Raw genomic sequence first — 23,034 nt, forward strand, 5'->3', positions numbered from 1 at the left:
GGAGTAACTTTCATGCTCAAAAACAATTATCCAACTTCAGATTGGCAAATCTCAGCCCCCGCAAACTTAGGAATGGATGCTGATATGCTTTCAGAACTAGAATCGAGGATCAAATCCGAGTATAGCAATATCAATGGGATTGTTGTGGTAAGAAATGGAACTATTGCTTATGAAAAATATTATAATGGCGCTGGCCTGAATGACACACATCATGTGGCCTCTGTAACAAAAAGTATCATATCCGCGCTCATAGGCATTGCCATAGATGCTGGCTGTATTAACAATGCAGATCAAAAGGTACTGGAGTTTTTCCCGGACTATGTTCCAAACGCTGCTCAAGATCCGCAAAAACAAGAAATCACCTTACGCCATCTCCTGACGATGACCGCACCTTATGCTTTTGCAGATTGGCACGAACCGCTGGAGCAAATGTGTATGCAGCCTGACTGGGTAAAATATACGCTGGATATGCTAGGCCAACAAGGAACAATTGGGGATTTCAAATATTCTACCGCTGGAGCACATCTGCTTTCTGCCATCATCACGCGCAGCACTGGACAAAGTGCCCGTGAGTTCGCCAACGAACGTTTATTTAAACCTATCGGAATGAATGAAATCCCGGATTATGAGATGAGCTCATTTGGGTTCGATGATTTGTTTGGGGTTAATGTGAAGGGGTGGGTGGAAGACCCCAATCGTATCACCACAGGAGGTTGGGGACTTACGTTGTCTCCACGCGATATGGCGCGTTTTGGTTTATTATATTTGAACCGTGGACAATGGGAGAATAATCAGATCATTTCGGAGACATGGATTGAGGAATCAACAGCGATGAACCCTAATCATTACGGTTACTTGTGGTGGCTACGCGAAGAAGACGGGGTTTACACCTACTCAGCGTTAGGTGATGGCGGTAATGTCATTTGCTGCATTCCAGAAAAAAAACTTGTCGTAGCCATCGCCTCAGAATTCACACTTCAGCCTCGTGACCGGTGGCCTCTGATTAAGGATTGTATTATTCCGTCTGTTGTAGAGTAAAGAAGATAGAAAACATGCTGGTTGCCACTACTTCATTAACAACTAGGAGAGCAACCAGCTGTCTACACTCTAAATCATTTTGCTTCAAGGAAAAATAATATCGCCTTCGTTGCTGCTTACATCAAAAAATCCTACTTTGTGTTTTATAGCCAACTCCCGCATCGCCGTATAAGCTTCCTCAGCTACAGAATAAGCGAAAGCCGCATAGATGACGGATGAGCCAAGCGAGTAGTCAGTCAACCGGTTATCCGTTCCGGCTTCCTCCATCGCTTCAAAAATCTCGTCCTCTACATTCATATTAGGAAATTGCTCAGACAACTCACTATAAAAGCGTTGCAACGCCTCCGATAAAACTGATGGATCATTATAGGCATGGTCTTCCGACCACTGCACTTGCTGTTCATACCACTCCATAAACGCTGCTCTCTCTTGCGGTGCTTTAGACGTCTCGAATGCCATCAAATCATAGCTCATTTAAAATCCTCCTCTAACCCACCCTAATCGTGCATTTTCAGTTCCTATAAATTGTTGGGCTGTTTTGATTATATATTAAAAATCATCAGACCCATACTATAGAATCATGATACTTCCTCACCCGTTAAATATCATGTGAGCTCCGGTGTATCCACAAAAGTAACCACTGGCTCCATTACGCCATGTAGTTCGAATAAGATTAGCTCGTTATCACCTTGACGCAGAAGCGGCGCTGGTAAGTACAGTGTTTTAGTTGGACCCTTCTCCCAGTAGCGCCCTAAATTAAAGCCGTTTATAAAAACCTGACCTTTACTCCATCCATCCAGCTGCAAAAAAGTATCCTCAGGCTTACTGACTTGAAAGCTCCCCCGGTAAAAAGTGGGCTGCTGACGTTGCTCGCAATCTATCGGTGTGAATGATAATCCCTTAAGATGGGTTAAAGGCAAAGAACGAATCGTCCAATCATGCAGGAATTGATAGCCGAGTCTAACGCCACAGGTTATGCCTTTTGGATCACGAAGCAGCGGGCCATAATTTACACGCCCCATATTCTCCACAAGGATGTCAATCTGCAGTCCCTCCGTTGGAACCTCTAATGGAATTCCTCGCGGATCCCAGCGTTCAACTGTACCGACAAAGGCCCCATTCGCGAATACAAGCGCACGATCACGTACTTCTTGAAGGAAGAGCTCCGTACTGCTGCGGGGTCCACTGATCTTCGTCGAATACAAAATGAACCCATAATTCTGATTCAGTTTCTCCATTGGCTCGGGACATGCTCTATGTACTGGGTGAGACAAAACGTCTAACTGAGTGAACAGTGGTGCTGCTTCTGTCATCAACACTTTACCATAAGCTTGTGACTTTATTAACGGCGGTAATTCCAGGGGCGGCAACGTTACGTATTTCTCAATTATTGTCCGAGCTGCATAGAATTTTGCAGTTGGCTTACCGGATTCGTCCAGCAGCGTATCATAATCGTAGCTGGTTACGATGGGCTCATATTTGTCAAAAAGATTTGCCCCATTCATAAATCCAAAATTCGTCCCCCCATGGAACATATAGAAGTTAACAGAGGCTCCTAAAGCCAGCATTTCATCCAAAGTCTCCGCTACTTCAGATTCGGGGCGTGTATTATGCGGTTTCATCCAGTGGTCAAACCATCCATTCCAGAATTCCATACACATCAACGGTCCCGTAGGCTGATATTCACGTAGTTTAGCAAAGGCATCCTTTGCCCGTGAACCGAAATTCACCGTGGCGAACACTCCGTCAATCATGCCCCCTTGGAGCATATGATCTTCAGCTCCATCTGAAGTAAACAGCAGAACGTCCATGCCGCGGGCGATCATTCCTGCTTTTAGATCATTCAGGTAATTCTTATCACTACCAAAGCTTCCATATTCGTTCTCTACCTGAAGAGCAAGCACAGGCCCACCGTTAGTGCTTAACAAAGGCCGCAGACGTGGAAGCAACTCATCGAAATAGGCATCCAACTTAGATAAATAGACGTTATCATTACAACGCAGCTGTATGTTATTCTCCGCAAGTAACCAAGCTGGCAATCCACCGAATTCCCATTCCGCACAAATATAAGGACTTGGCCGCAAAATCACGTGCAAACCAAGCTCTCCAGCAAGTCTAACGAAAGCCTCGATGTCAGCAAATCCAGCAAAATTGAAGCTCCCCTCCTCTGGTTCGTGTAAATTCCAAGGAATATAGGTTTCAACAGTATTCAATCCACAAGCCTTCAGCTTCAGCAAACGATCCTGCCAATATTCCGGAACGATCCGGAAATAATGAAGCGCACCAGAAAGCAACCGGATGGGTTGTTCGTCTAATGTAAAATGATCCCCTGATATGGATAACTTCCGCATATAATTTCTCCTCCAACATTGAGATAGACTATTTAATTATAGGTAATAAAAATATCAACCCATATGGACGATTCTAATGAAATATATGGAGAATTCATTGGTTGCTAGAGGCTTTTGTGATGCTATACACTATATTCATAGGGGGTTGTTACGGATGTCAAAAAGAACTCATATTTGGTTAATTACCACAGATCAAATGCGTGCGGACGCACTAGGTATCGAAAACGCTTCCGTACTGACACCTGAGCTTGACAAGCTTGCTTCGGAAGGCACACTCTTCACTGGTGCTTACTGCGCTAGTCCTGTTTGCACGCCTTCACGTTCTTCCATTTTTACAGGCAGGTATCCGCATGTTCACGGTGCCTGGAACATCGGTACCACACTCAGAGAAGACGAACTTACCTTATGCGATCATTTAAAGAAAGCGGATTATAAAACCATCGGTATAGGAAAGATGCATTTCCGCCCTCAGATGAAGGGGGACTTTTCACAAGAATATGAAGAGCCTGCTTATCGTGACCGCGGAAGAGCTTACGATGGAACGTACTACGGATTTGATGAACATCATATTACGGAAGATAATTGTATCGGGGAATATATGGAGTGGCTTAGAGAGCGCAACCCTGAAGCGGCAGAACGTTTCAGCAAGGACCGTTACAGAGCTTCTAATGCTCAAAACGATGTGTGGGAGAGCGAAATCCCTCCAGAGCTACACCAGTCATACTGGATTGCTGAACGGAGCATCGATGTGATCCTCTCTCACAAAACCGAACAACCGCTATTTTTATGGACCAGTTTCGTCGATCCATATCACCCCTTTGACCCTCCAAAAGCTTATGCGGATATGTACGCTGACACTGACATTCCATCTCCAGCCAGCGAAGCAGACGACGTGCATCTTCGTCCTCCACATCTGCTGCGTCAGAGTCAGGGAGGATATTGGCCTGGTGGCGGTGAGGAGCATTCTCTTGATGAAGCGCATATGAAACGGCTCACCCGAAATTATTATGCGATGATTACCTTCATTGACGAGCAGATCGGACGTATTATAAAAGCTTGGCGTCAAAAAGATATGTACGATGATGTAGTCATCCTCTTCACCAGCGACCACGGAGAACTGCTCGGTGACCATGGGCTGATTTACAAAGGGCCGTGGTTTTATGAAGGGTTAACACGAATCCCGATGATCGTACGCGGTCCTGGGATTGCTTCCGGGCAACGGGTCCCTGCTTTGATGGAACATGTTGATATTGTCCCCACACTGCTTGCAGCCGCAGGTCTCAAAACTTCCTACGGAATTCAAGGTGTGTCACAGATGGAGGTGCTGGCTGGAAGAGAGTCCCATGTGCGTAATTCTGCCCTAACCGCTTATATTGCTCATGATCGCGGCATTAACGCTAAGTGTTTGCGTACAACACGCTATAAGCTGGTAATCTTCGCAGGTGAGACCTACGGTGAATTGTATGATTTGAAAGAGGATCCTCGTGAGAACTCCAATCGTTTTGAAGATCCCGATTATAGTGATATTCGCCATTCGATGATTGAATTGCTCGTCCATCGAATGATTCAAGATCAGGACCCTTTGCCTGAACGCCGGAGTAGCTGGTAAATTCACTAACCTTTCTTTCTATCCTTAACAGACTTAGGGCAACCTGAAAGTTCAGGTTGCCCTAAGTTATGATTATTTCCCCAATTGGGATGCCTTTAGAATATGAGAAATTGGGCGTCCGGCAATCCATTCTCCGTTGTTTACAAACCCTTCCTCTCGTCCCTCCAGCTCGTGAATAAGACGCTCTCTCCATTCTTTTATGCGCTCGAATTTATCAATACAGCCTATCGCATTAATCTTCTCAGAGGGGTCTGCCGCTAAATCAAAATACTGCTCTTCCCCTGTCTGAGAATACCAAATAAATTTCTCTCTTCCATCCGTTAAGAAGTGGTGGGACTTTTCTCCATAGGCTTGTTCCCCATGAATATAAGATCGCCACAATGTCTGATCTCCCCTGCACAGCGGCAACACACTTTGCCCTTCTACTGTAAATGGTATTTGGACGCCAGCAGCTTCAAGAAATGTGGGCATAATATCGCGAAGCTCTACAATGGAATCAAGCCGGGAGCCGGCAAGAAGTCCAAGCGTTTCTCCCGGATCAAACACTATGAAAGGAATCTTAGCACTTCCTTCATAAGGAAGAGATTTCCGGAAGTAATGGTGATCCCCCATCATTTCACCATGATCAGAAGTAAATAGAATCAAAGTTTCATTTAAAACTCCATACTCCTGCAGCCCATTGATCAACCTCCCAATTTGGTCGTCAAGATGCGTAATTAGCGCGTAATACGCGGCACGGGCACGATCCAATCTGCGCTTTGGCAAATTAGTGAACGAAGAAGTTGGATCCTTAGCTCCGTTTAAGGCAGCACTCTCGTCCACCCAATCTCCGATTGGAGGATCAGGAAATTCCAAGTCCTTGTACATATCTAGATAACATTGTGGCGGATCCAAGGGGGAATGCGGGCGAACGAAGGAAGACCATAGGAAAAATGGTTTCCCAGGGTCTCTTCTCCGCAAAAAGTCTAGCGACTCGGTTACGCACCAATTCGTTGGATGCATCGCTTCCGGCAAGTGCCAGGGGCGGGCAACCGTTGAGGCGTTGCAATCGAGGCCTAAGTCAGTGATATCCGAATTGGTATCAGTTTGTCTTCGCAGCCACTGCAAATAATCGTCCACTTGATCATAGTGTTCATCATGGAACGTTTGGTTCTTATCCCGATTGTAGTGAAGATATCCATCATGAAGCACCACATTATGGAATCCACATAGATTACGTGCAGGATACACATGCATCTTGCCAACACACTGCGTATGATAACCAGCTTGAGCAAGCTCGCCGGCAATCGTATGGGCGTAATTCCATTCAACCTTATCCTGATAACCAACCCGGCCATGTGATCTTTGCCCCATTCCTGTCATGATAGCAGCCCTGGCGGGAATACAACTGGGGGTAGCCGAATACGCGTGCTCAAATAAGATCCCCCTTGATGCCAGAGCGTCCAGGTTGGGTGTCTCAACGACGGGATGTCCCATAATGCTCAGGCAATCAAAACGCATCTGATCTACGGTGATAAGCAGAAGGTTAGGCTGCTTTGTGCCCTTTTGATTGTCCAGATTAGTATCAATCATAACCTCACCCCCTTCTTAAACCCCAGCGATCACGGATGGTGTTGCAATCGTGTGCCATAAATTCGCACTTATCGCCCTGGGGTTGCCCTCGTCAACAAGGCCGTCGAACGTCAGAAGCTCCTCTTCTAATTCAGCAATCTGTTCCACGTTCCCTTCGACATAACGATTGATTCGATGAATCGCCGTTCTGATTCTCTGAAGCAATCCTCCCATACGAAGATCAAAGACATCAAGACCAAACACCTTATTTTCCTGCTCCCATTGCACTCGATAGTCGTCCATGAATTGTCTGGCCAAATCAGATAATTGTGGCAAAGTCACCTTGGCAAAGTGAGCCAATTCCTCTAAATCTCCACGATGATAAGCTTCGTGTATAGAAATCCCGATTTCGCTCTTTATTTCGAGCAAGCGACACAAGCTGGCTTGTACAGAAAATATGGATTGCCAAGGCGAATTGCGAGTGATCGCCTGTTCGAGCTTTTCTGCACTTTGCTGATAATGCTTCGAATACGAGCTAGGAATAACATGTCGATCGAACAAACCACATAAAATATCTTGATAAAGCAAGTATTTAGCCGGATTGATAGAACATCCCCCCGGTGCCGAATTACCCGGAACCAAGTTGGCCGCATCGAGTGCCATAAAGTCATCATAATTGCCTTGCACGCAGCTACTGAATCTTTCTTTGACATGGTTCTCCACGAAACATCTCGTGTAGCAGAGCTCCGCCCAAAGTTGAAGGGTAGGAAGAACCGAGAAAACGGAAGCTTCAGCGCCATTATCTCCCCATGCGGTAATCAACACTTCTTGAATTCCATACTTAACACAGCTATCATGAGCCAGCAGACTGACATGGCGACTGAATTCATTGTTTGGAGCGAAGCCCATCCATTTCCAAGCACCACCTGCAAATCCAATATGATCATTCAGCTGCTTATGTTTGCTTAACATCCCGTCGTATTTCTCCTGCGTTTCCGAATAATAATCCCAGTAGATCAAGGTAACATCTTCAGGAATCAGCTTTACAATATCAGGGCTAATTGGACTTTCAGCATCGTAATATTCTCCGGAACTGGCCAGACGAAAAAACATGTCGCTCCACATCATCGTCTGGAAACCATATTTTCTGGCGATCTCCATAACAGTGCTAAAGTGTTTTAACATTAACGAGGAGCGATCCTGATACCCATGCTTATCCAGGTATTTACCAAGTCCCATCATATGAGCTTCGTCCATCCCGATATTTATGCGGCGACTGCTTACATGAGCCGACATAAAAGCAAACATTCGATCAATTAACTCATAAGTTCTGGGATCATCAATAAGGAGAATATCCTGGAAATCCACAAGCGGTGCATGTGCCTGCCATTTCAACGCTTGGCCGAGATGGGCCAGGGTCTGAATACAAGGAACCAGTTCTATGCCAAATAACGCGGCATACTGTTCCAGCTCCCGAATTTGATCTCCTGTATATCGGCCTCGCAAATAGCCGAAATAAGGGTATCCCTCCAGTTCGTAGGTGTCTTCCGTATACAACTGAACCGTTGAATATCCCATAAGCGCTAAACGCCGGATCAATTCCTTATATCCTTCATAGTTAAGAACCGCATTTCGCGAACAGTCTACCATGAAGCCTAACTGTTCATAAACCGGCCGTTCATTAATTTCAACTCGTTCTCCGCGGCGTACGTTCTCAAGAAATCGGCTGAGTGCCCGGAACAATTGATGCTCCTGTTCATACGCAATGGTGACCTGAGCCTCATCGTAAGATATTCGAATGCCCTTCCCTTGCTTCTTACAAATCACTGGTATCCCTGAGCGTTCCATTCGAATACTCAATATTCCCGCTACTTCTGAAACAGCTGCTAACTGTTTCTCGGTTAACCCTGTCAAATGAATGCTAAGGTTCATAGACTTTACCCTCCCAATCTTATAAGTATGCGGTCTGTAGCGCCGCACAGTCTAAGCCATACTTCAAATAATTAAACGGAAGATCCGGGCTACTAGCGCCCGGATCTTCTCTATTCATCCATTATTCAATACCTTGTTCCTTGGCCTTCTCATTTACTTCCTCTATCATTTTATCAAGACCTTTAGCCTTATAATCGTTCACAATGCTATTCCAGTAACTCTCAACGGGTTCTTTGGAAAGCATGATCTTAAGCAAATCATCATGGTCAAGCACAGTAAATTTATCCTTTGTTGGGGTGGACATATAAGTTAACCTAATGTCGTATTCTGGCACCTTTGTATTGTTCTGAATCCAGTCGATGTAATCGACAGCTTCTTTGCGAATTCCTTCATTAGCAATCGTCGGGTTATCCATGTTATAGCTATCTGAAGTTTCATAAGCCACCAAATTCTTCAGAAATCTGCTAGCTGGATACTTCTCATTTAATGAACCCTTTTCAATGACAACCTTCTGCCCATTTTCGAGCTTATAATCTACACCTTCGATGCCATAAGTCAACAGATCCTTGCCTTCAGGAGACAACACATAATCATAGAGTGCCATGATGCGATCCATCTTTTTATCGTCAATCTTATTGCTGAAATAGCTTTCTGACCAGTATGTTTTAAAGATGGCATGTGAGCGTTCACCATCAGGACCGATAAGCGGCTTGAGCGCCTTCACGCTCTCCGTCATATTCTTATCCGGATAAGCTGTTTTCCAGCGTTTTTCATACATATCGCTATTTAAATTTATGAAACCTCCACCGCTTAGAAGAGCAGCTGCTTTGCCTGCTACGAAATTGTCATAGGACTCTGCTGGTTTGACGAGCGCGATGTCTGGATCGATCAATCCTTTTTCGTACATATTCTTCATGTTTTGCAGCGCTGGCAGCGCATTTTTAGAGAATACAGCAGGGATAAACTTTCCATCCTCTTTGATCCATTTAAAATCACTGCCGCTTCCATCACTAGTAGCAACCGGGTTGCCATACAACCAGAAGAATCCGCCCAGCATCTTGGTAGTTGTCGTCGTAAGGCCAGTAACATGCTTGCCTTCCGGATCCGACTTTACGATTGCATCAAGCATGGCTTCAAACTCTTCCCATGTCTCTGGCTCTTTGGTGATCCCAGCCTTTTGAGCAAGATCCCAACGATAGAAGACCATACGATCCAGTGCGCTCCAATCAACACTCGGGAACATCCGGCGAGGCACAGTATAATACTTTCCATCTACTCCTAATCCTTTAATATCTGGCGATTCAAAGTATTTTGCAAGGTTTGGATACTTTGAAAGATCCGGGAGCGCTTTGACAACGCCTTGATTCACCCATTTGCGCTGATATTGCGTGCCGACGGCGTCGATCGCGAAAATGTCTGGCAATTGGCCAGAAGCGGCCCACATTTGAATCTTCTGGGTATAGTCATCCCAAGACAAATTGACAGGTTTTAGTGTGATGTTGAATTTCTCCAATACTTGTTTAGCGATCGGGTCCTTTTCGATGTTAGCAATCTCGGCATCCGCATCCCAAAACCCAAGAGAAATGGTCATTGGATCCTTGTAAGGATTATCCGTGGAGTTAGAAGAATTCGGAGATGTTTCACCGTTTGAACCAGCCTGCCCTTTGCCGTTATTGCCTCCACCGCAAGCCGTGAGTACTGAAGCCAACAAAGTTATACATAATGCCAATGTCATTATTTTCTTTCTATGCATGCTTGAAACCTCCCTTTATACTATTTTAGGATAGAATCAATCTATTTAAAATCTTTCTTATCCTTTTATTGAACCCACCATAATCCCTTTATTAAAATGCTTCTGCAGGAACGGATAAACAACAATAATCGGAATACTCGAAACTACAATCGCTGCCATTTGAAGTGCAGGTGTGTAGACCTTCCCCGTCTGCTCCTGCTCGGCCATCGTTTGTGCCATTTGGCTTAGCAAGGAATTCGAAGTAATGAGTGTCTCCCGCAGATAAATCTGAAGTGGTGCTTTAGCAGCGTCACTGATAAAAATCAGCGCATACCACCATTCATTCCATCTTTCCACAGCATAGAACAAAGCAAAAGTCGCCATGAATGGAGCAGAGATCGGAATAATGATTTTGAAAAGAATGTACAGATCATTCGCCCCGTCCAGCTTAGCCGATTCTTCCAAGCTTTCTGGAATGGTATTGAAATAGTTTTTCATAATGATTAGATAAAACGTATTGAGACCCGCGGGGATGATCATGACGAGTATATTGTTTACGAATCCTAGATCCTTAACGACTAAGTAAAAAGGAATTAAACCGCCATTGAAAAACATAGTGAACAAGATCATGCTGAGCATTATGTTTCTGCCGGGCATACCCCGCTTGGATAATGCGTAAGCTCCCGCCACAGAGATTGTCATACTGAACAACACGCCAACCACAGTTACGATGACAGAATTAAAGATGGAAGTCCAAAACTTCATATCCTGAAGCAAAAGCTTGTAAGCGGACAGGTCAAACGAAAGCGGAAAAATATAAAAGTCACTTTTACTAATCGCTTCGAACTTTGCCACAGAGATAATAAGAACATTATAGAAAGGAAAAAATGTTACTATTGCTAGGAGCCCCAGAACCACGAATGCGACGATATCGAAGACACTCCACTTTTTTCTCTTTTTAACCGTTATGTCGGTCACTTGCTTCTCCCCTTTTCCTGCAGATTAATACAGCCCTTCCTCGCCCATCTTCTTAGCGAACGTATTGGCCGCCCATAAAAGGATTAGGCTGATAATGGACTTGACGACACCCACGGCGGTCATATATCCAAAGTCTCCTCCAATCGTGAAGGAAGTCCGATAAATGTAAGTATCGATCGTGTCGGCAACCGAATATACCGGCGAACTATACAGGTTGAAAATTTGCTCGAAGCTCGAACCTTGGGTTAGTAGTTGTCCAACTTGAAGGATTAACAGAACTGCGACCGTACTCTTCAAACCCGGCCATGCGATGTTTAGCAAACGGCGAAACCGGTTCGCTCCGTCCACTTCAGCCGCTTCAAACAGCTCAGGATTGATCCCTGCCAGAGCCGCCAGGTAAATGATTGAATCCCAACCGATCTCTCGCCACACATGCGTGATATACAGAACGGGTCTGAATGCACTTTCATCGACAAGAGGAGAATTCGGATCTCCACCAAACAGCATGATGATCTGGTTATAAATCCCGTCCTTGCTTAAAATATTGATAATAATCCCCGACAGTACAACCCACGATATAAAATGCGGGAACGTCAGGATCGTCTGAAAAAACCGCTTCATTTTTGTCCTGGAAAACTCATATAAAACAATCGCCAGGATAATGGGCATCGGGAAATGAGTGACCAGCTTCATCAAGCTGATAATGACCGTATTCCAAAACGCCTTGCGAAAATCGGGGTCGGTCAGCAGCGTTTGAAAATTCTCCAACCCAACCCAAGGACTTCCCAGAATCCCCTCACTGTAATTAAATGTTTTGAACGCTAGCGTTACACCGTACATGGGAGCATAGCTGAAGAGGGCATACCAGATTAACACCGGTAGAACCATGAGGTAAAAATACTTGTACTGTAAAATCATTTTTCCTAAACTTTGCTTTGGAGCACGAGTTTTTAAGCTTCGTTTAGGCGTACGAGCGGTTACAGAATCAGCCAATCTTCTCCCCACCTTTCTGTATGAGTTTGTTATGCTTGTAAGCGATTTATATGGTAAATTATATCGGGAGTGTAAATTCTCTTGTATAGAGAATACAACTCCGATCATGTGGATTTTTCACACCTTTGCGGGAGACCTTCCTGTGGCACGTAATATCGGACATAGTGAGCGTAAGATCGTCCATACCCCCCTTGGTCCACAATCGCTAGGATAAATCTAAGAGCTCTATAAAGAGAGGGGGATACACTTATGCGTTCAGTAATTATTGCAGATGATGAGAAGTGGATTGTAGAAGGAATTAAAGCAGGAGTGAATTGGAAGAAATACGGCTTTGAAGTGATCGACGATGCCGAAAACGGGCAAGAAGCCCTTCAATTAATTCAATCGCTTCGCCCCACCCTTGTTCTAACAGATATCAAGATGCCTGTTATGAATGGACTAGAGCTCATTCAACGTGGCAAGGCCATCGCGCCGGATACGATCTTTATCGTACTCAGCGGACATGCCGAGTTCGCTTATGCACAAAAAGCAATGAATTATGGTACTTTCGGATATTGTCTCAAACCCTTTGAAATCGAAGAAATTGAAGGAATGCTCAACCGAATAGCCCAGCAACACGATTCCAAGACAGTTAAAGAACAACCTATCCACGACTTCGAACTTTATGAAGCGGTTTGTTCCGGAGATCTTGAACGAATTAACTTATGGTTGGATGAGAAGAAAATACCCTTGTCGAAAGATACCCCCCATATCCCCATTGTTATCCAAGGGTTAAGTTCACCTGTAGATGTCAGGCAGTTCTCTTCCCTGGTCTTCCCAATGAGCCGCCGTCGGTATGGTTACTTATTGGAAGAGTGCCAATACGAAGTCTTCCTCCAGGGTCTTGAACAAACAGAAGTTGTACAAGAGTGCGGAGTCGGGATCGGTCCTCCTATTTCGGATATACACCAATTGGATGCGTCTTTAGAGTCCGCCTCTCATGCTGCTTTCAGTATGTTCACAACGGGGATGCCCGGATGTTACCGGGTGAATCCACAACAGGAAATACCGATCGACGAGAAGCTCAAAGAGATTTCCCGGATTCTTCATAATAAAGACCGGCTCGGTTTCATAGCAGCCATGGAATCGATAAAGAAATTATTCAAAGAGGGAACGTTCACCATTAAAGAAGCCTATTTGCTCTATACATCGATCCTCTACTTATTTCCTCGGGAAGGGACTCGGGTTAGCGGCCGTTTTTTTGAAGGATATGAACAGCTCTATTATCGGTACGGCACGGCTGAAGCTATGATCGATGATCTGATTCTTATGACACTTGATATTTTTATGAACAGAAACGAATCTGATATTTCACGAATCTCAAACCACAAAGTCAAAGAAATCATGTTATACATCCGCAACCATTTCAATCAAGAAATTTCGATCCAGCAATTAGCCAATCAGTTTTTTTTAAGCCCAAATTACTTATGCCAATTATTCAAAAAAGAGGTCGGCGAGACCATCATCGAACATATCAGTCGTTTACGAATTGAATACGCTTGTAAAACGCTGATCGAAACCAACCTTTCCATTTACCAAATCGGTGAGAAATGCGGTTTTCAGGATTATTTCTATTTCACACGAATTTTTAAGCGGCATCTCAAAATGACACCTACACAATATAGGGAACTAAACAATGAAGACATTTAAGAGACTATCCATCCGTACTCAGGTTTTGCTATTCGGGTTATTTATTGTTGCCATTATCCCAATCATCGTTTCACGAGTCTACCAACTATCAAGCGAGACTATCATTAATCAAAATACGCAATACAATACGGAGCTGGTCTCCCTCCTCAAACAACGGATTTCTGACAACTATGCCAACGTCTCTTCCATGATGATGAATGTGGGTTACGATTCGACCGTCCAAAAGTTCCTAGTCGAGAATGATAAGCTTCGAGTCTACGATCTATCCCAAAAAGTTGAAGGATTGTTGAGCATCGCCCGAAATATGAACACGGATATCTTAGATATTATTGTTATCGGTAGCTCAAACACACGTATTTCCTTAGCAGGAAGAACAAAATATGCTATCGATCTTATGAAAACAGCTGAGGAGGATGGAATCGTTCATTATCGCGGATACAGTCCTCCAGACAAAGTCATCGACAAGAGAAAACTGCTTTTCGGGATGAACATCTTCGCTTCAGGTGACACGTCCCTATATGGTGAAAAAATTGGCTATCTCGCAGTTATTGTAGATATGAAAGCCATTCAAACTGAAATTTCTGAGTATCCCCGATTGGTCGGAACCAGCTTTTTTATGATGGATGATAAAGGCATGATCTACTCTAATAGCTATGAGCCGGAGGATATGCTCCAGCAGTTTCAAACTCGGGCAACTGGAAGGGATGGAGAGTCCATCGTTGAGACGGTTCATGGAAAGAAATATGCAATTCAGTCCTTTAGCTTACCGGAGATCTCTGGAAAAATCATAACTGCTGTTCCTGTCCATAATTTAATGAAAGAACTGGAGAAATTGAAGAAGGTCAGCTATGCTCTTCTAGCCTTAATCTTGCTGGTCGTCTCTATTCCCTATTCTGTACTTATGATGAATCTCTTAAGACCGTTGTCTAGGCTTATGCGCTATATGAATCAATTAAAGGGTGGAAGTCTGGGGATATTGAACAACAAGGTCGATTTAAAGGGCTATGCTGAGATTGAAATCATCTCTCGACAGTTCAACGATATGACCACACGGATCCACGATTTGACGGACCAATTAATCGATGCTTCAACTCAACTTTATCTGACCGATCTGGAAAAGCAGCGGGCGGAATATTCGTATTTACAAAGTCAAATTAATCCGCATTTCTTAAGCAATACTTTAGATACAATCAAGGGCGTTGCGATCGTAAAAGGAAATCGGGATATCTTCGAGATGACTACCGCCTTAAGCACAATGCTCAAGTACAGCATCAAAGGCAAAGAGGAGGTAACTCTTGGGGAAGAGCTGAAAATCGCGGAATCTTGTGTGAGGATTTACCAAGGCCGTTTCCCGGACAAATTTACTTACAAGCTGTTGTGTGCACAGGAATGGTTACACATTCCCGTGCCTAAAATGATCCTTCAACCTATTGTTGAAAATGCGCTTGGTCATGGGCTTGAGGCACAAGGACAAGGAATTTTGCTGATCTCCGTAGAAAAAAACGAAGCGGGGCTGCTTGAAATCGTGGTTGAAGATAATGGTGTAGGTATCGATACAACAAGACTGGAACAACTTACGGAGTTGCTGGCTGGTAAGAATATAGAATCAGGAGATCATATCGGTCTCCTAAATGTCAATAATCGTCTAAATCTTAAGTATGGCGATCCTTGCGGCGTTCTGCTGTACAGTAAGGAGGGTAGCGGGACGAAGACCGTTTTGAGGCTTCCCGGATCTTTAATAGATCCACAAAAAGCGAGAACATAAATAGGGAGGTTGCCCATTCAGGGCAACCTCCCTTTCATATGTCTTTCATTCACCGCATTTACTAGGATATTATTAAGCATCCTATAAGGATGAGCTCAGATACTCTTTGGCATGGTAGGGTCCACCTTCCATAAGTACCGTCCATAATGGATCGATATCACAATCCATGGAGCCCATCATATGATCATGCCATTCATTCAACAAATAGACAGCCTCCATACAAACGTCTTTACGCACTTCGGCAAGATTATGTTGTTCATAAGGATCATGCTTCAAATCAAACAGCATTTCTTGCGGGAATCCATGGTGTCCGTCATGATAGGTACGTATATATAACCAATCCGCAAACCGGACGCTGCGTTGACACACATGCGCGCATTGTGAGATTACGAGATACTCACGCCCTCCCAAATTCCCCTCCAGAATGGCACCTGCATAACTTTCACCATCCCAAGAAGCAGCCCCTTTCAAATTCAAAAGGCTCGCTAATGTAGGTCCTAGATCAAGGTGATAATGTAGCCCCTCCTCCACGATTCCCTTCTTGCCCCCTGGCCAGCGAACAATCATCGGAATACGGCAAGTCGCCTCGTCTGCTGTGCCATGTTCGGAGTAAATTCCTAGTTCACCCAGACTCTCTCCATGATCCGCAGAGATCAAGATAGCCGTATCTTCCATCACGCCAAGTTCTCTCAGCTTAGAAAAAACTTTCCCGAGATGCTCGTCCAGATACTTAACTCCAGCATCATAGTTGTCAAAGATAACACGCAGGTCATCACGGTTCTCTATCTCCTGCTGATGCCTGAAATGCTGCTGATAATGCGATTTCGCGAGCGCATTCATATCTTCAATACTATGCTGCCCCTTCTTATTTCGGTGAAGCTCAAACACTTCTTCCGTGATCCAATCGGGTAAAGGCTCCTTCTCGAACGGATTACCGTAGCTCTCGGGTGTACGATAAGGTGTATGCGGATCCCAGAAATTCAGGTGCAGAAACCAATTTTCGGACTCCCCGTTATCCTCAAGCCATTTAAGTGCCACTGGAAGCACCTGCTCTGCCGTCTCATGCCCTCTGCCACCAACATTAAACACTTCTTGGAACCCGGCGTTAAAGGTCCACGCCGAGTGTCGTTCGGAGAAGGTGCTGATCGATGCGGTTTTCATCGCCGCTTGCCTTAATATAGCCGGAAGGCTCTCCATCCCCAGACGGTCATTGAATTCACGTTTGGCTCCTTCTCTACGCATATCAGCAGCGGTTCCGCCATGCCCTACAATCCCATTATGAATGCCAAATCGCCCCGACATTAAGGCGGAACGAGACGGCAGGCAAGGAGCATCTGAACAATAGTAGTTGGTAAAGGTGACACCTTCTTTAGCGATTGAATCGATATTCGGGGAGGTATTCCGATGATAGCCATAACATCCCAGATGGTCCGGGCGAAGCGAATCCAAATCCAAATACAAGATTCTCATGAGTTTTTCCCTGCCTTTCCTTTTCATCGAAATGGTTACGCTCGATTCGGGGAGCTTAGAATGATCTGCTCATGCTTATAAGAGTAAATGAATATGGAAAACTCCGCTATGGAGCAGCGATGTTTGTTTTTGTAAATTCGATACTTTTCCGGTACTCTGCCGGCCCCTTGCCGTATTCGCCACGAAATACCTTGCTGAAGTGTGAAGCATCATAATAACCACATCTCTGGGAGATATGCTCGATTGTATAATCCGTATATTCCAGCATTTGTTTAGCTTGCTGCAGCCGCAATTTTCGCAGCATTTGCATGGGTGTCAGTTTATATATTTTCTGAAATGCCCGGCTAAAATAAACAGGATTCATATGATAGAGCTTGGAAAGCTCCTCTCTACTAATCTCCTGATCAAGCCTCTCCTCCATATATTGCAACGCTTCGTTAAAGCGGTCCGTGATAAAGGGATCTCGTGAAGAGCGGCGCCCGCCAAGCTTGGTACTCTCCATAATTTCATAAAGAAGAAAAAATGCCAATGAACCGACCTGAACATTCCTGAAATCATCTTCCTCCTGCAACCACAGGCTCCGCAATTCGTCAAATCTCCGCTCATATTCGCTTCGATCCCGGACCCGAATCACCTTGCCTAGAGGGAATAACTTAAAGAAGTCATCTCCGTCTTTAACTTTAGCGTTAATATTAAACAGATAATGTATCCCATCCGTTTTGGAGATCACATTAAAAGGCTCGTTAGGACGGTGGATCATCACGTCTCCGGCAGAAGCAACATATTCTCCTTCGGAGGATGTCGTCAATACCTCACCTTTTTGGATATAAGAGACGGTATAACAAGACTGGACGTAATCGAACAGGATCCGCTTCTGATATTGAATCTTTAGGACGTCCAGCACGCTGATGTCAAACTGACTATGGATGATAGAGGACAAGGAAGTTCCTCCTTCTTATGTAGTAGTCGTAAAAGTGCTCTAACCTGTATAATCAGCCGCACATCGAAAGCCAATATTTCCGGCAGAGCTGTCTGGAGTATTTTTGCTTCTAGCCGCCACCCGATAACGGTTGCAGTAAGATTTATGGCACAAATATGATCCTCCACGCATCGATCTTGCGACACCACTTACTGGACCTTTCGGATTCACGGATTCGGAAAATAAATGATAATCCTTAGTAAACCAATCCGCGCACCATTCCCACACGTTTCCTGACATATTATAAAGACCATAGCCGTTGGGCAGATAGGAACTTACAGGTGCGGTACCTGCAAAACCATCGCTGGCATGATTTTTATCGGGAAACTTTCCCTGCCATATATTACAGCGATGCTCTCCGCCTGGTTTTAATTCGTCCCCCCAAGGATACCGTTTCTGAACCAGTCCTCCTCGTGCGGCATACTCCCACTCCGCTTCCGTAGGCAGACGTTTACCAGCCCAGCGACAATATGCATCCGCATCATGCCATGATAGATGAATAGCCGGATGATCAAGTCGTTCATCTACATGAGAATCCGGACCTTCAGGATGACACCAATCCGCTCCCTCCACCACCCACCACCAGGGGGTTTGAGTGGCTACTTGGGTCACCTTTTTCCCAGTCTCCATGGAAACAAAAGAATGAAACACGTAAGACCATCCAAATCGTTCCGCATCTGTAACATAGTTTGTTTCCTTGATAAAAGCAGCAAACTGCTTGTTCGTAACCGCCGTTGCATCCATCAAAAAGGAAGATAAGGTAACCTTCCTAGTCGGCCCTTCTCCATCTGCGAGGAACCCTTCCTTATCATCCGTCCCCATAAGAAAAGTGCCTCCAGGGATAAGGATCATGTCCGAGAAATCTTTCACCCCTGTTACTCCTTGAACCGTTGTGTTCTCCTTACAAACATCAATAGATTCTTGTTTCGCGACTTGATTTCGACTAGCTGAACAACAAGCCCGTATATTCTCTGACATGATTTACCTCCAATCTGGGATCGTCCCGGCTCTGTCTAAAAAAAAGCTACCCCAAGAATGCCAGAAGCAACGATAATGGTGAGCGGATGCAGCTTATATTTCATTAAACCATAAAGTGCAGCGAATACAATGATCAACATGCCAAGGGTCTGCCAAGTAATAAAAGCATGTTCCACGCTATTTAAGCCAAAACGAATCGCAGCATAGGCAATCAAGCCTGTAATCACTGGCCGCAAACCATAAAATAACGTTTTAATCCATTGACTGTCCCTCACCCGATAAAAGAAGACGGAAATAACGATGATGATTAAAAATGAGGGCAGAACCATGCCTAATGTTGACACAATCGCTCCTTCGATTCCGGCTATACGATATCCGATCAAGGTTGCACTGTTCGTTGCAACAGGCCCGGGTGACATCCCTGCGATGGAAACTACCTCTTGGAATTCCCCTTCGGATAACCACCCCCCAGCCATAGCTTCATGCTGAATCATCGGAATGATGGCGTACCCTCCTCCAAAAGAAAGAAGGCCAATTTTTATAAAAGTGAAAAACAAACTCCAAATCACATCGCTTCCCCCTAGATGTAATACTCCGGATAATTCGATTCTTCATCAGAAGCTTTCAAGGACTCCTTCTCCGTTCGAACTTGGAGCCCTAAGAGCTGTTTAATTTGCAGATATACAAACCCAATACATAAACCAATTGCAATCACGTAAATGGGATTAATTCCGAAAACCAGTAAAACAACCGGTATAACTAACGCCGTAACAGCGGTAGTCTTGTCAATTATAGCGTTCTTGGCCATTCGATATGCAGCTACTAGGATCAAGGCAATAACAGCACCATTTATCCCTTTCATAGCGGCAATGACTTTTGGCTGGTCTGCCAGTTGGGAGTATACGGCGCTAAGCAAACAAACAATGATAAAGGTCGGAATCGTTATCCCTGCGATTGCAGCAATCGCACCCTTCACACCAACAAGACGATAACCAATGAATGCTGCTGCATTTACACCTACACCACCAGGTGCAGCACCAGCTAAAGATAGAATTTCATCCATCTCCTCTTCACCCAGCCATTTTCGTTTAGCGGAAATTTCCCGTTCGATCATAGGGATCATCGCATAACCTCCCCCGAAGGTTACAGGACCAATTCGAACAAATACCCAAAATAACTGAAACAATAGACTTATCCTCAGGTCTGTATTCGGTATCATATTTGTTTTCATAGTTGTTCTCATGGAATCCACCCTTATATAATCTGTCGTAATTTCATTATATCACTTTTTCCCAAAATGGAATTAAGTTTTTTGAACGGTAAAATACAACCAAGGGTTTATGAGTTATACTATATTCATGTTAATAAATACAAACTATATAAAAAACGATCTTACAAGTTCATCCTATATATAGCTTGGAGGTATATCGTGGAAAAGCGCTCGACACATATTCCGTCACCAAAAAAACTCCTATACGACCGAATCGCCGAACAAGGCACTGTTTCCAAGTTGGATCTTTTACAGACATTTTCGCTTACCAAAAGCACAATGACCCGGATATTAGATGAGATGACGGAAGAAGGCTTGCTGATAGAAAGCGGATTTGGAGAATCTAGCGGAGGCAGAAGACCTATTTTATACCAGATCAATCCTTCCTACGGTTATATAATCGGTTTAGAGATTTCCAGGGTGTATTCTTCCCTTGGTTTATTTGATATGCAAATGAACCCAAAATCAATAGTTCACTGGCGAATGGATCAGGCATTCACACCTGAAAGATTTATAGATCATATCAGTATTCAAATACGCGCTTTCCTTAGGGACCATCAGTTAGTGGACAGTCAAATCATCGGGATAGGAATAGGGGCTGTGGGGCCACTTGATCGGGAACAAGGCTTGATCCTAAAACCGCTGCACTTCCCTTCTTCAGGCTGGAACAATCTGCCGATTTGCAAACTGGTAGAGGAACGGACGGGGTTCAAGGCATGGTTGGACAACGGTGCCAATTCTGCACTGCTTGGGGAACGATGGTCTATCCGTCACGCAAACATTCAGCATATGCTTTATGTACATGCTGGAGCAGGACTCCGCTATGCGATGATGTCGCATGGAAGTATTGTTCATGGCACAATGGATATGGAAGATGCAATTGGTCAAATGATCATCCAGACAGATGGACCCCGATTAAATCATGACGGGAACTACGGGGCTCTGGAAGCATTCGTATCTGTGCAGGCACTAGAACAAAGTGCGCGCTCAGAGGCGAAAATGGACAACGATCTGATCCTCCAAAGATATAAAGTGGCGCCTGAGAAGCTGACTTATGATGTATTGGTACAAGCCTTTAGAGACGGTAATCCACACGCGCGTGAATTATTTACCCAAGCTGCCAGCCACTTCGGGATCGGACTCGCCAACGTTATCAACCTGTTTCATCCAGAGACCATCATTCTAGGCGGTGCGCTCATTCACTCTCACGAGTTGTTTTTCCAAACAGCGGTGGAGGTGGCACAGAGAAACACTTACCGTTATCCTGAATACCAACCTCACTTCTCCCTAGGTATATTAAAAGAAGAAGCTGTGGTGACGGGTGCGGCAATAATGGTGAGAAATCATATGGTTCTATAGCATAACAAAAAGGTTGTTCCCAATCCTTTGCATGACTGTTGGGACAACCTTCTGTAGTCAAAGCTTATAATGCCTGACAGCAATTTTTGAATTTCTTCCCGCTTCCGCAGAAACATGGATCATTTCGACCTGGAAGTGGTTTTGCACTTTTCCTGTACTCCAGCATCCGCTCCGATCTAAGTCGGTTCGCCAGTAATAACATGCGTTCATAGGCGTATGAGTAGAACATTTTGTAGCTGTGGCAGAAATAATCAACCTCAGTCCGATCATTAACATCAAGCCAATTCCGGTTGCGCGGACATCCCCCATTGCAAAAGCTAAGGTACTCACACTTATAGCATGATTCATTCATATTGGGCTTCATTAACAAAAAATCATCATATAATGGGCTGGTTAGCAGCGCTTCCAGGTCAGTTTGGCCGATATTTCCTAGCCTATGCTCTTCATCGATAAAGAAATCGCAAGGGTAGGCATCCCCGTTCGTTTCAAGCACCATCATCTTCGGGCAACATGAGTTGTGAACGCATAACTCTGCCTCACGATGCATGAATACAAGAAGCATATTCTCAAAAATACGAATAGGAAGCTCTGGGTACCCCTCATTGTACCAAAGGTCAAATGTACGGCATAAAAAGACTCCGTATTGTTCGGGTGTAATTCGGAAACGTCCCGCTACATCACTTTTCTGAGAAACAAAATCCATGCAGGGGATAAACTGAATATTCGGAAAGGTATGTTCTAGATAAAATGCCATCAACTCATCTGGTTTCGTCACGTTATCTTCATGAATCACCGTCAGAATACTATACTCCACACCCTCATTCTGTAAATGACGAATCCCACGCATAACTAGATCATAACTGCCTTTTCCCGAACCCGTTACACGATGAGCATCATGAATAGGCTCTGGGCCATCCAGACTAATCCCAACCAAAAAGTTATACCGTTTAAAAAATTTCGCCCATTTCTCATGGATAAGCGTTCCATTGGTCTGCAGTGCATTACTGATCATCGTATGAGGTGGAGCGTACTTAGCTTGGAATGAAATCACTTGTTCAAAATACGAAAGTCCGGCCAATAATGGCTCCCCACCCTGCCAAGAGAAAGTCGCTATCCCTGATGATCTTTTCATGTACTGAGCGATAAACCGCTCCAGAAGCTCCGTATCCATCACCCGGATCGGTTGCTGAGGATGTCCCCCGGCTGTACTGTAATAGCAATAATCACAGGCTAGATTACAATCCTCTGAGACGGTTTTCCACATGACATGAAGGGTCTTCTGCTTAGAGGTTTGTATACATGCAGTCATACGATTCTGCCCCTCCTATGTAATACTATCT

General features: G+C 44.5%; 18 protein-coding genes. 5 read left to right on the forward strand and 13 right to left on the reverse strand.

What is annotated here, in order from left to right; translation table 11 throughout:
- Window positions 1-12: 12 nt before the first annotated feature.
- Window positions 13-1,038 (forward strand): serine hydrolase domain-containing protein, encoded by a 1,026-nt coding sequence (locus NSQ91_RS18575; protein WP_076305382.1) that lies wholly within the window; start codon window positions 13-15, stop codon window positions 1,036-1,038.
- Between the two features lie 84 nt (window positions 1,039-1,122).
- On the opposite strand, the gene NSQ91_RS18580 is transcribed toward NSQ91_RS18575, so the two are convergent.
- Together NSQ91_RS18580 and NSQ91_RS18585 are read right to left on the reverse strand one after the other, a co-directional pair.
- Window positions 1,123-1,512, reverse strand: a complete 390-nt coding sequence (locus NSQ91_RS18580; RefSeq protein ID WP_076133856.1) for a hypothetical protein — start codon at window positions 1,510-1,512, stop codon at window positions 1,123-1,125.
- A gap of 131 nt (window positions 1,513-1,643) precedes the next feature.
- Window positions 1,644-3,389 carry a glycoside hydrolase family 35 protein gene (locus NSQ91_RS18585; protein ID WP_076305383.1) on the reverse strand — a complete coding sequence of 582 codons (1,746 nt, stop codon included), beginning with the start codon at window positions 3,387-3,389 and terminating at the stop codon, window positions 1,644-1,646.
- A 154-nt stretch (window positions 3,390-3,543) separates the two neighbouring features.
- Between NSQ91_RS18585 and NSQ91_RS18590 the strand changes: the two genes are divergently transcribed.
- Entirely contained in the window at window positions 3,544-4,998 is a 1,455-nt protein-coding gene (locus NSQ91_RS18590) for a sulfatase family protein (RefSeq protein WP_340919303.1), read from the forward strand.
- 72 nt (window positions 4,999-5,070) lie between these two features.
- Here NSQ91_RS18590 and NSQ91_RS18595 read toward each other — a convergent pair whose 3' ends face one another.
- From NSQ91_RS18595 to NSQ91_RS18615, 5 genes are all read right to left on the reverse strand, one after another.
- Window positions 5,071-6,570: an arylsulfatase gene (locus NSQ91_RS18595; protein ID WP_076129723.1), complete on the reverse strand. Its 1,500-nt coding sequence runs from the start codon at window positions 6,568-6,570 to the stop codon at window positions 5,071-5,073.
- Window positions 6,571-6,585: 15 nt separating this feature from the next.
- Complete coding sequence (locus tag NSQ91_RS18600) at window positions 6,586-8,481, reverse strand: family 20 glycosylhydrolase (protein ID WP_076305386.1); 1,896 nt, start codon at window positions 8,479-8,481, stop codon at window positions 6,586-6,588.
- 121 nt (window positions 8,482-8,602) lie between these two features.
- The gene (locus NSQ91_RS18605; protein WP_076305387.1) at window positions 8,603-10,234 is read right to left on the reverse strand and encodes an extracellular solute-binding protein; all 1,632 of its coding nucleotides are present in this window, start codon (window positions 10,232-10,234) and stop codon (window positions 8,603-8,605) included.
- Window positions 10,235-10,291: 57 nt separating this feature from the next.
- Window positions 10,292-11,191 (reverse strand): carbohydrate ABC transporter permease, encoded by a 900-nt coding sequence (locus tag NSQ91_RS18610; RefSeq protein ID WP_081391970.1) that lies wholly within the window; start codon window positions 11,189-11,191, stop codon window positions 10,292-10,294.
- A 24-nt stretch (window positions 11,192-11,215) separates the two neighbouring features.
- Entirely contained in the window at window positions 11,216-12,184 is a 969-nt protein-coding gene (locus tag NSQ91_RS18615; protein WP_076305388.1) for an ABC transporter permease, read from the reverse strand.
- Window positions 12,185-12,433: 249 nt separating this feature from the next.
- On the opposite strand from NSQ91_RS18615, the gene NSQ91_RS18620 reads away from it, so the two are divergent.
- Together NSQ91_RS18620 and NSQ91_RS18625 are read left to right on the forward strand one after the other, a co-directional pair.
- A complete protein-coding gene (locus NSQ91_RS18620; RefSeq protein ID WP_076305389.1) occupies window positions 12,434-13,873 on the forward strand; it encodes a response regulator in 1,440 nt (479 codons plus the stop codon).
- A complete protein-coding gene (locus NSQ91_RS18625; protein WP_340919308.1) occupies window positions 13,860-15,638 on the forward strand; it encodes a cache domain-containing sensor histidine kinase in 1,779 nt (592 codons plus the stop codon). Before NSQ91_RS18620 ends, NSQ91_RS18625 begins: the two co-directional genes overlap by 14 nt.
- An 81-nt stretch (window positions 15,639-15,719) precedes the next feature.
- Here the strand turns inward: NSQ91_RS18625 and NSQ91_RS18630 are convergent, their stop codons facing one another.
- The 5 genes from NSQ91_RS18630 to NSQ91_RS18650 all read right to left on the reverse strand — a co-directional run bounded on the left by NSQ91_RS18630 (window position 15,720) and on the right by NSQ91_RS18650 (window position 20,308).
- Window positions 15,720-17,108 (reverse strand): sulfatase, encoded by a 1,389-nt coding sequence (locus NSQ91_RS18630; RefSeq protein ID WP_076305391.1) that lies wholly within the window; start codon window positions 17,106-17,108, stop codon window positions 15,720-15,722.
- A gap of 106 nt (window positions 17,109-17,214) precedes the next feature.
- Window positions 17,215-18,048: a helix-turn-helix domain-containing protein gene (locus NSQ91_RS18635; protein WP_076305392.1), complete on the reverse strand. Its 834-nt coding sequence runs from the start codon at window positions 18,046-18,048 to the stop codon at window positions 17,215-17,217.
- Between the two features lie 39 nt (window positions 18,049-18,087).
- The gene (locus tag NSQ91_RS18640; RefSeq protein ID WP_076305393.1) at window positions 18,088-19,065 is read right to left on the reverse strand and encodes a formylglycine-generating enzyme family protein; all 978 of its coding nucleotides are present in this window, start codon (window positions 19,063-19,065) and stop codon (window positions 18,088-18,090) included.
- Between the two features lie 35 nt (window positions 19,066-19,100).
- A complete protein-coding gene (locus NSQ91_RS18645) occupies window positions 19,101-19,634 on the reverse strand; it encodes a chromate transporter (protein WP_076129733.1) in 534 nt (177 codons plus the stop codon).
- An 11-nt stretch (window positions 19,635-19,645) separates the two neighbouring features.
- Window positions 19,646-20,308 (reverse strand): chromate transporter, encoded by a 663-nt coding sequence (locus NSQ91_RS18650; protein ID WP_305953712.1) that lies wholly within the window; start codon window positions 20,306-20,308, stop codon window positions 19,646-19,648.
- Between the two features lie 186 nt (window positions 20,309-20,494).
- Between NSQ91_RS18650 and NSQ91_RS18655 the strand changes: the two genes are divergently transcribed.
- Complete coding sequence (locus NSQ91_RS18655) at window positions 20,495-21,694, forward strand: ROK family protein (RefSeq protein WP_076182375.1); 1,200 nt, start codon at window positions 20,495-20,497, stop codon at window positions 21,692-21,694.
- 64 nt (window positions 21,695-21,758) lie between these two features.
- Here the strand turns inward: NSQ91_RS18655 and NSQ91_RS18660 are convergent, their stop codons facing one another.
- Complete coding sequence (locus NSQ91_RS18660; protein WP_076305395.1) at window positions 21,759-23,003, reverse strand: anaerobic sulfatase maturase; 1,245 nt, start codon at window positions 23,001-23,003, stop codon at window positions 21,759-21,761.
- Between the last annotated feature and the right edge of the window lie 31 nt (window positions 23,004-23,034).

Source organism: Paenibacillus sp. FSL R7-0048 (assembly GCF_038004505.1).
Classification (GTDB): domain Bacteria; phylum Bacillota; class Bacilli; order Paenibacillales; family Paenibacillaceae; genus Paenibacillus_AQ; species Paenibacillus_AQ odorifer.

Excerpts from the sequence above, each read along its gene's own strand:
- NSQ91_RS18595 (WP_076129723.1), bottom strand. The coding sequence starts at position 6,570 with ATGATTGATACTAATCTGGACAATCAAAAGGGCACAAAGCAGCCTAAC.
- NSQ91_RS18620 (WP_076305389.1), top strand. The coding sequence starts at position 12,434 with ATGCGTTCAGTAATTATTGCAGATGATGAGAAGTGGATTGTAGAAGGA.
- NSQ91_RS18585 (WP_076305383.1), bottom strand. The coding sequence starts at position 3,389 with ATGCGGAAGTTATCCATATCAGGGGATCATTTTACATTAGACGAACAA.
- NSQ91_RS18580 (WP_076133856.1), bottom strand. The coding sequence starts at position 1,512 with ATGAGCTATGATTTGATGGCATTCGAGACGTCTAAAGCACCGCAAGAG.
- NSQ91_RS18640 (WP_076305393.1), bottom strand. The coding sequence starts at position 19,065 with ATGTCAGAGAATATACGGGCTTGTTGTTCAGCTAGTCGAAATCAAGTC.
- NSQ91_RS18625 (WP_340919308.1), top strand. The coding sequence starts at position 13,860 with ATGAAGACATTTAAGAGACTATCCATCCGTACTCAGGTTTTGCTATTC.
- NSQ91_RS18650 (WP_305953712.1), bottom strand. The coding sequence starts at position 20,308 with ATGAGAACAACTATGAAAACAAATATGATACCGAATACAGACCTGAGG.
- NSQ91_RS18630 (WP_076305391.1), bottom strand. The coding sequence starts at position 17,108 with ATGAGAATCTTGTATTTGGATTTGGATTCGCTTCGCCCGGACCATCTG.
- NSQ91_RS18575 (WP_076305382.1), top strand. The coding sequence starts at position 13 with ATGCTCAAAAACAATTATCCAACTTCAGATTGGCAAATCTCAGCCCCC.
- NSQ91_RS18605 (WP_076305387.1), bottom strand. The coding sequence starts at position 10,234 with ATGCATAGAAAGAAAATAATGACATTGGCATTATGTATAACTTTGTTG.
- NSQ91_RS18600 (WP_076305386.1), bottom strand. The coding sequence starts at position 8,481 with ATGAACCTTAGCATTCATTTGACAGGGTTAACCGAGAAACAGTTAGCA.
- NSQ91_RS18660 (WP_076305395.1), bottom strand. The coding sequence starts at position 23,003 with ATGACTGCATGTATACAAACCTCTAAGCAGAAGACCCTTCATGTCATG.
- NSQ91_RS18590 (WP_340919303.1), top strand. The coding sequence starts at position 3,544 with ATGTCAAAAAGAACTCATATTTGGTTAATTACCACAGATCAAATGCGT.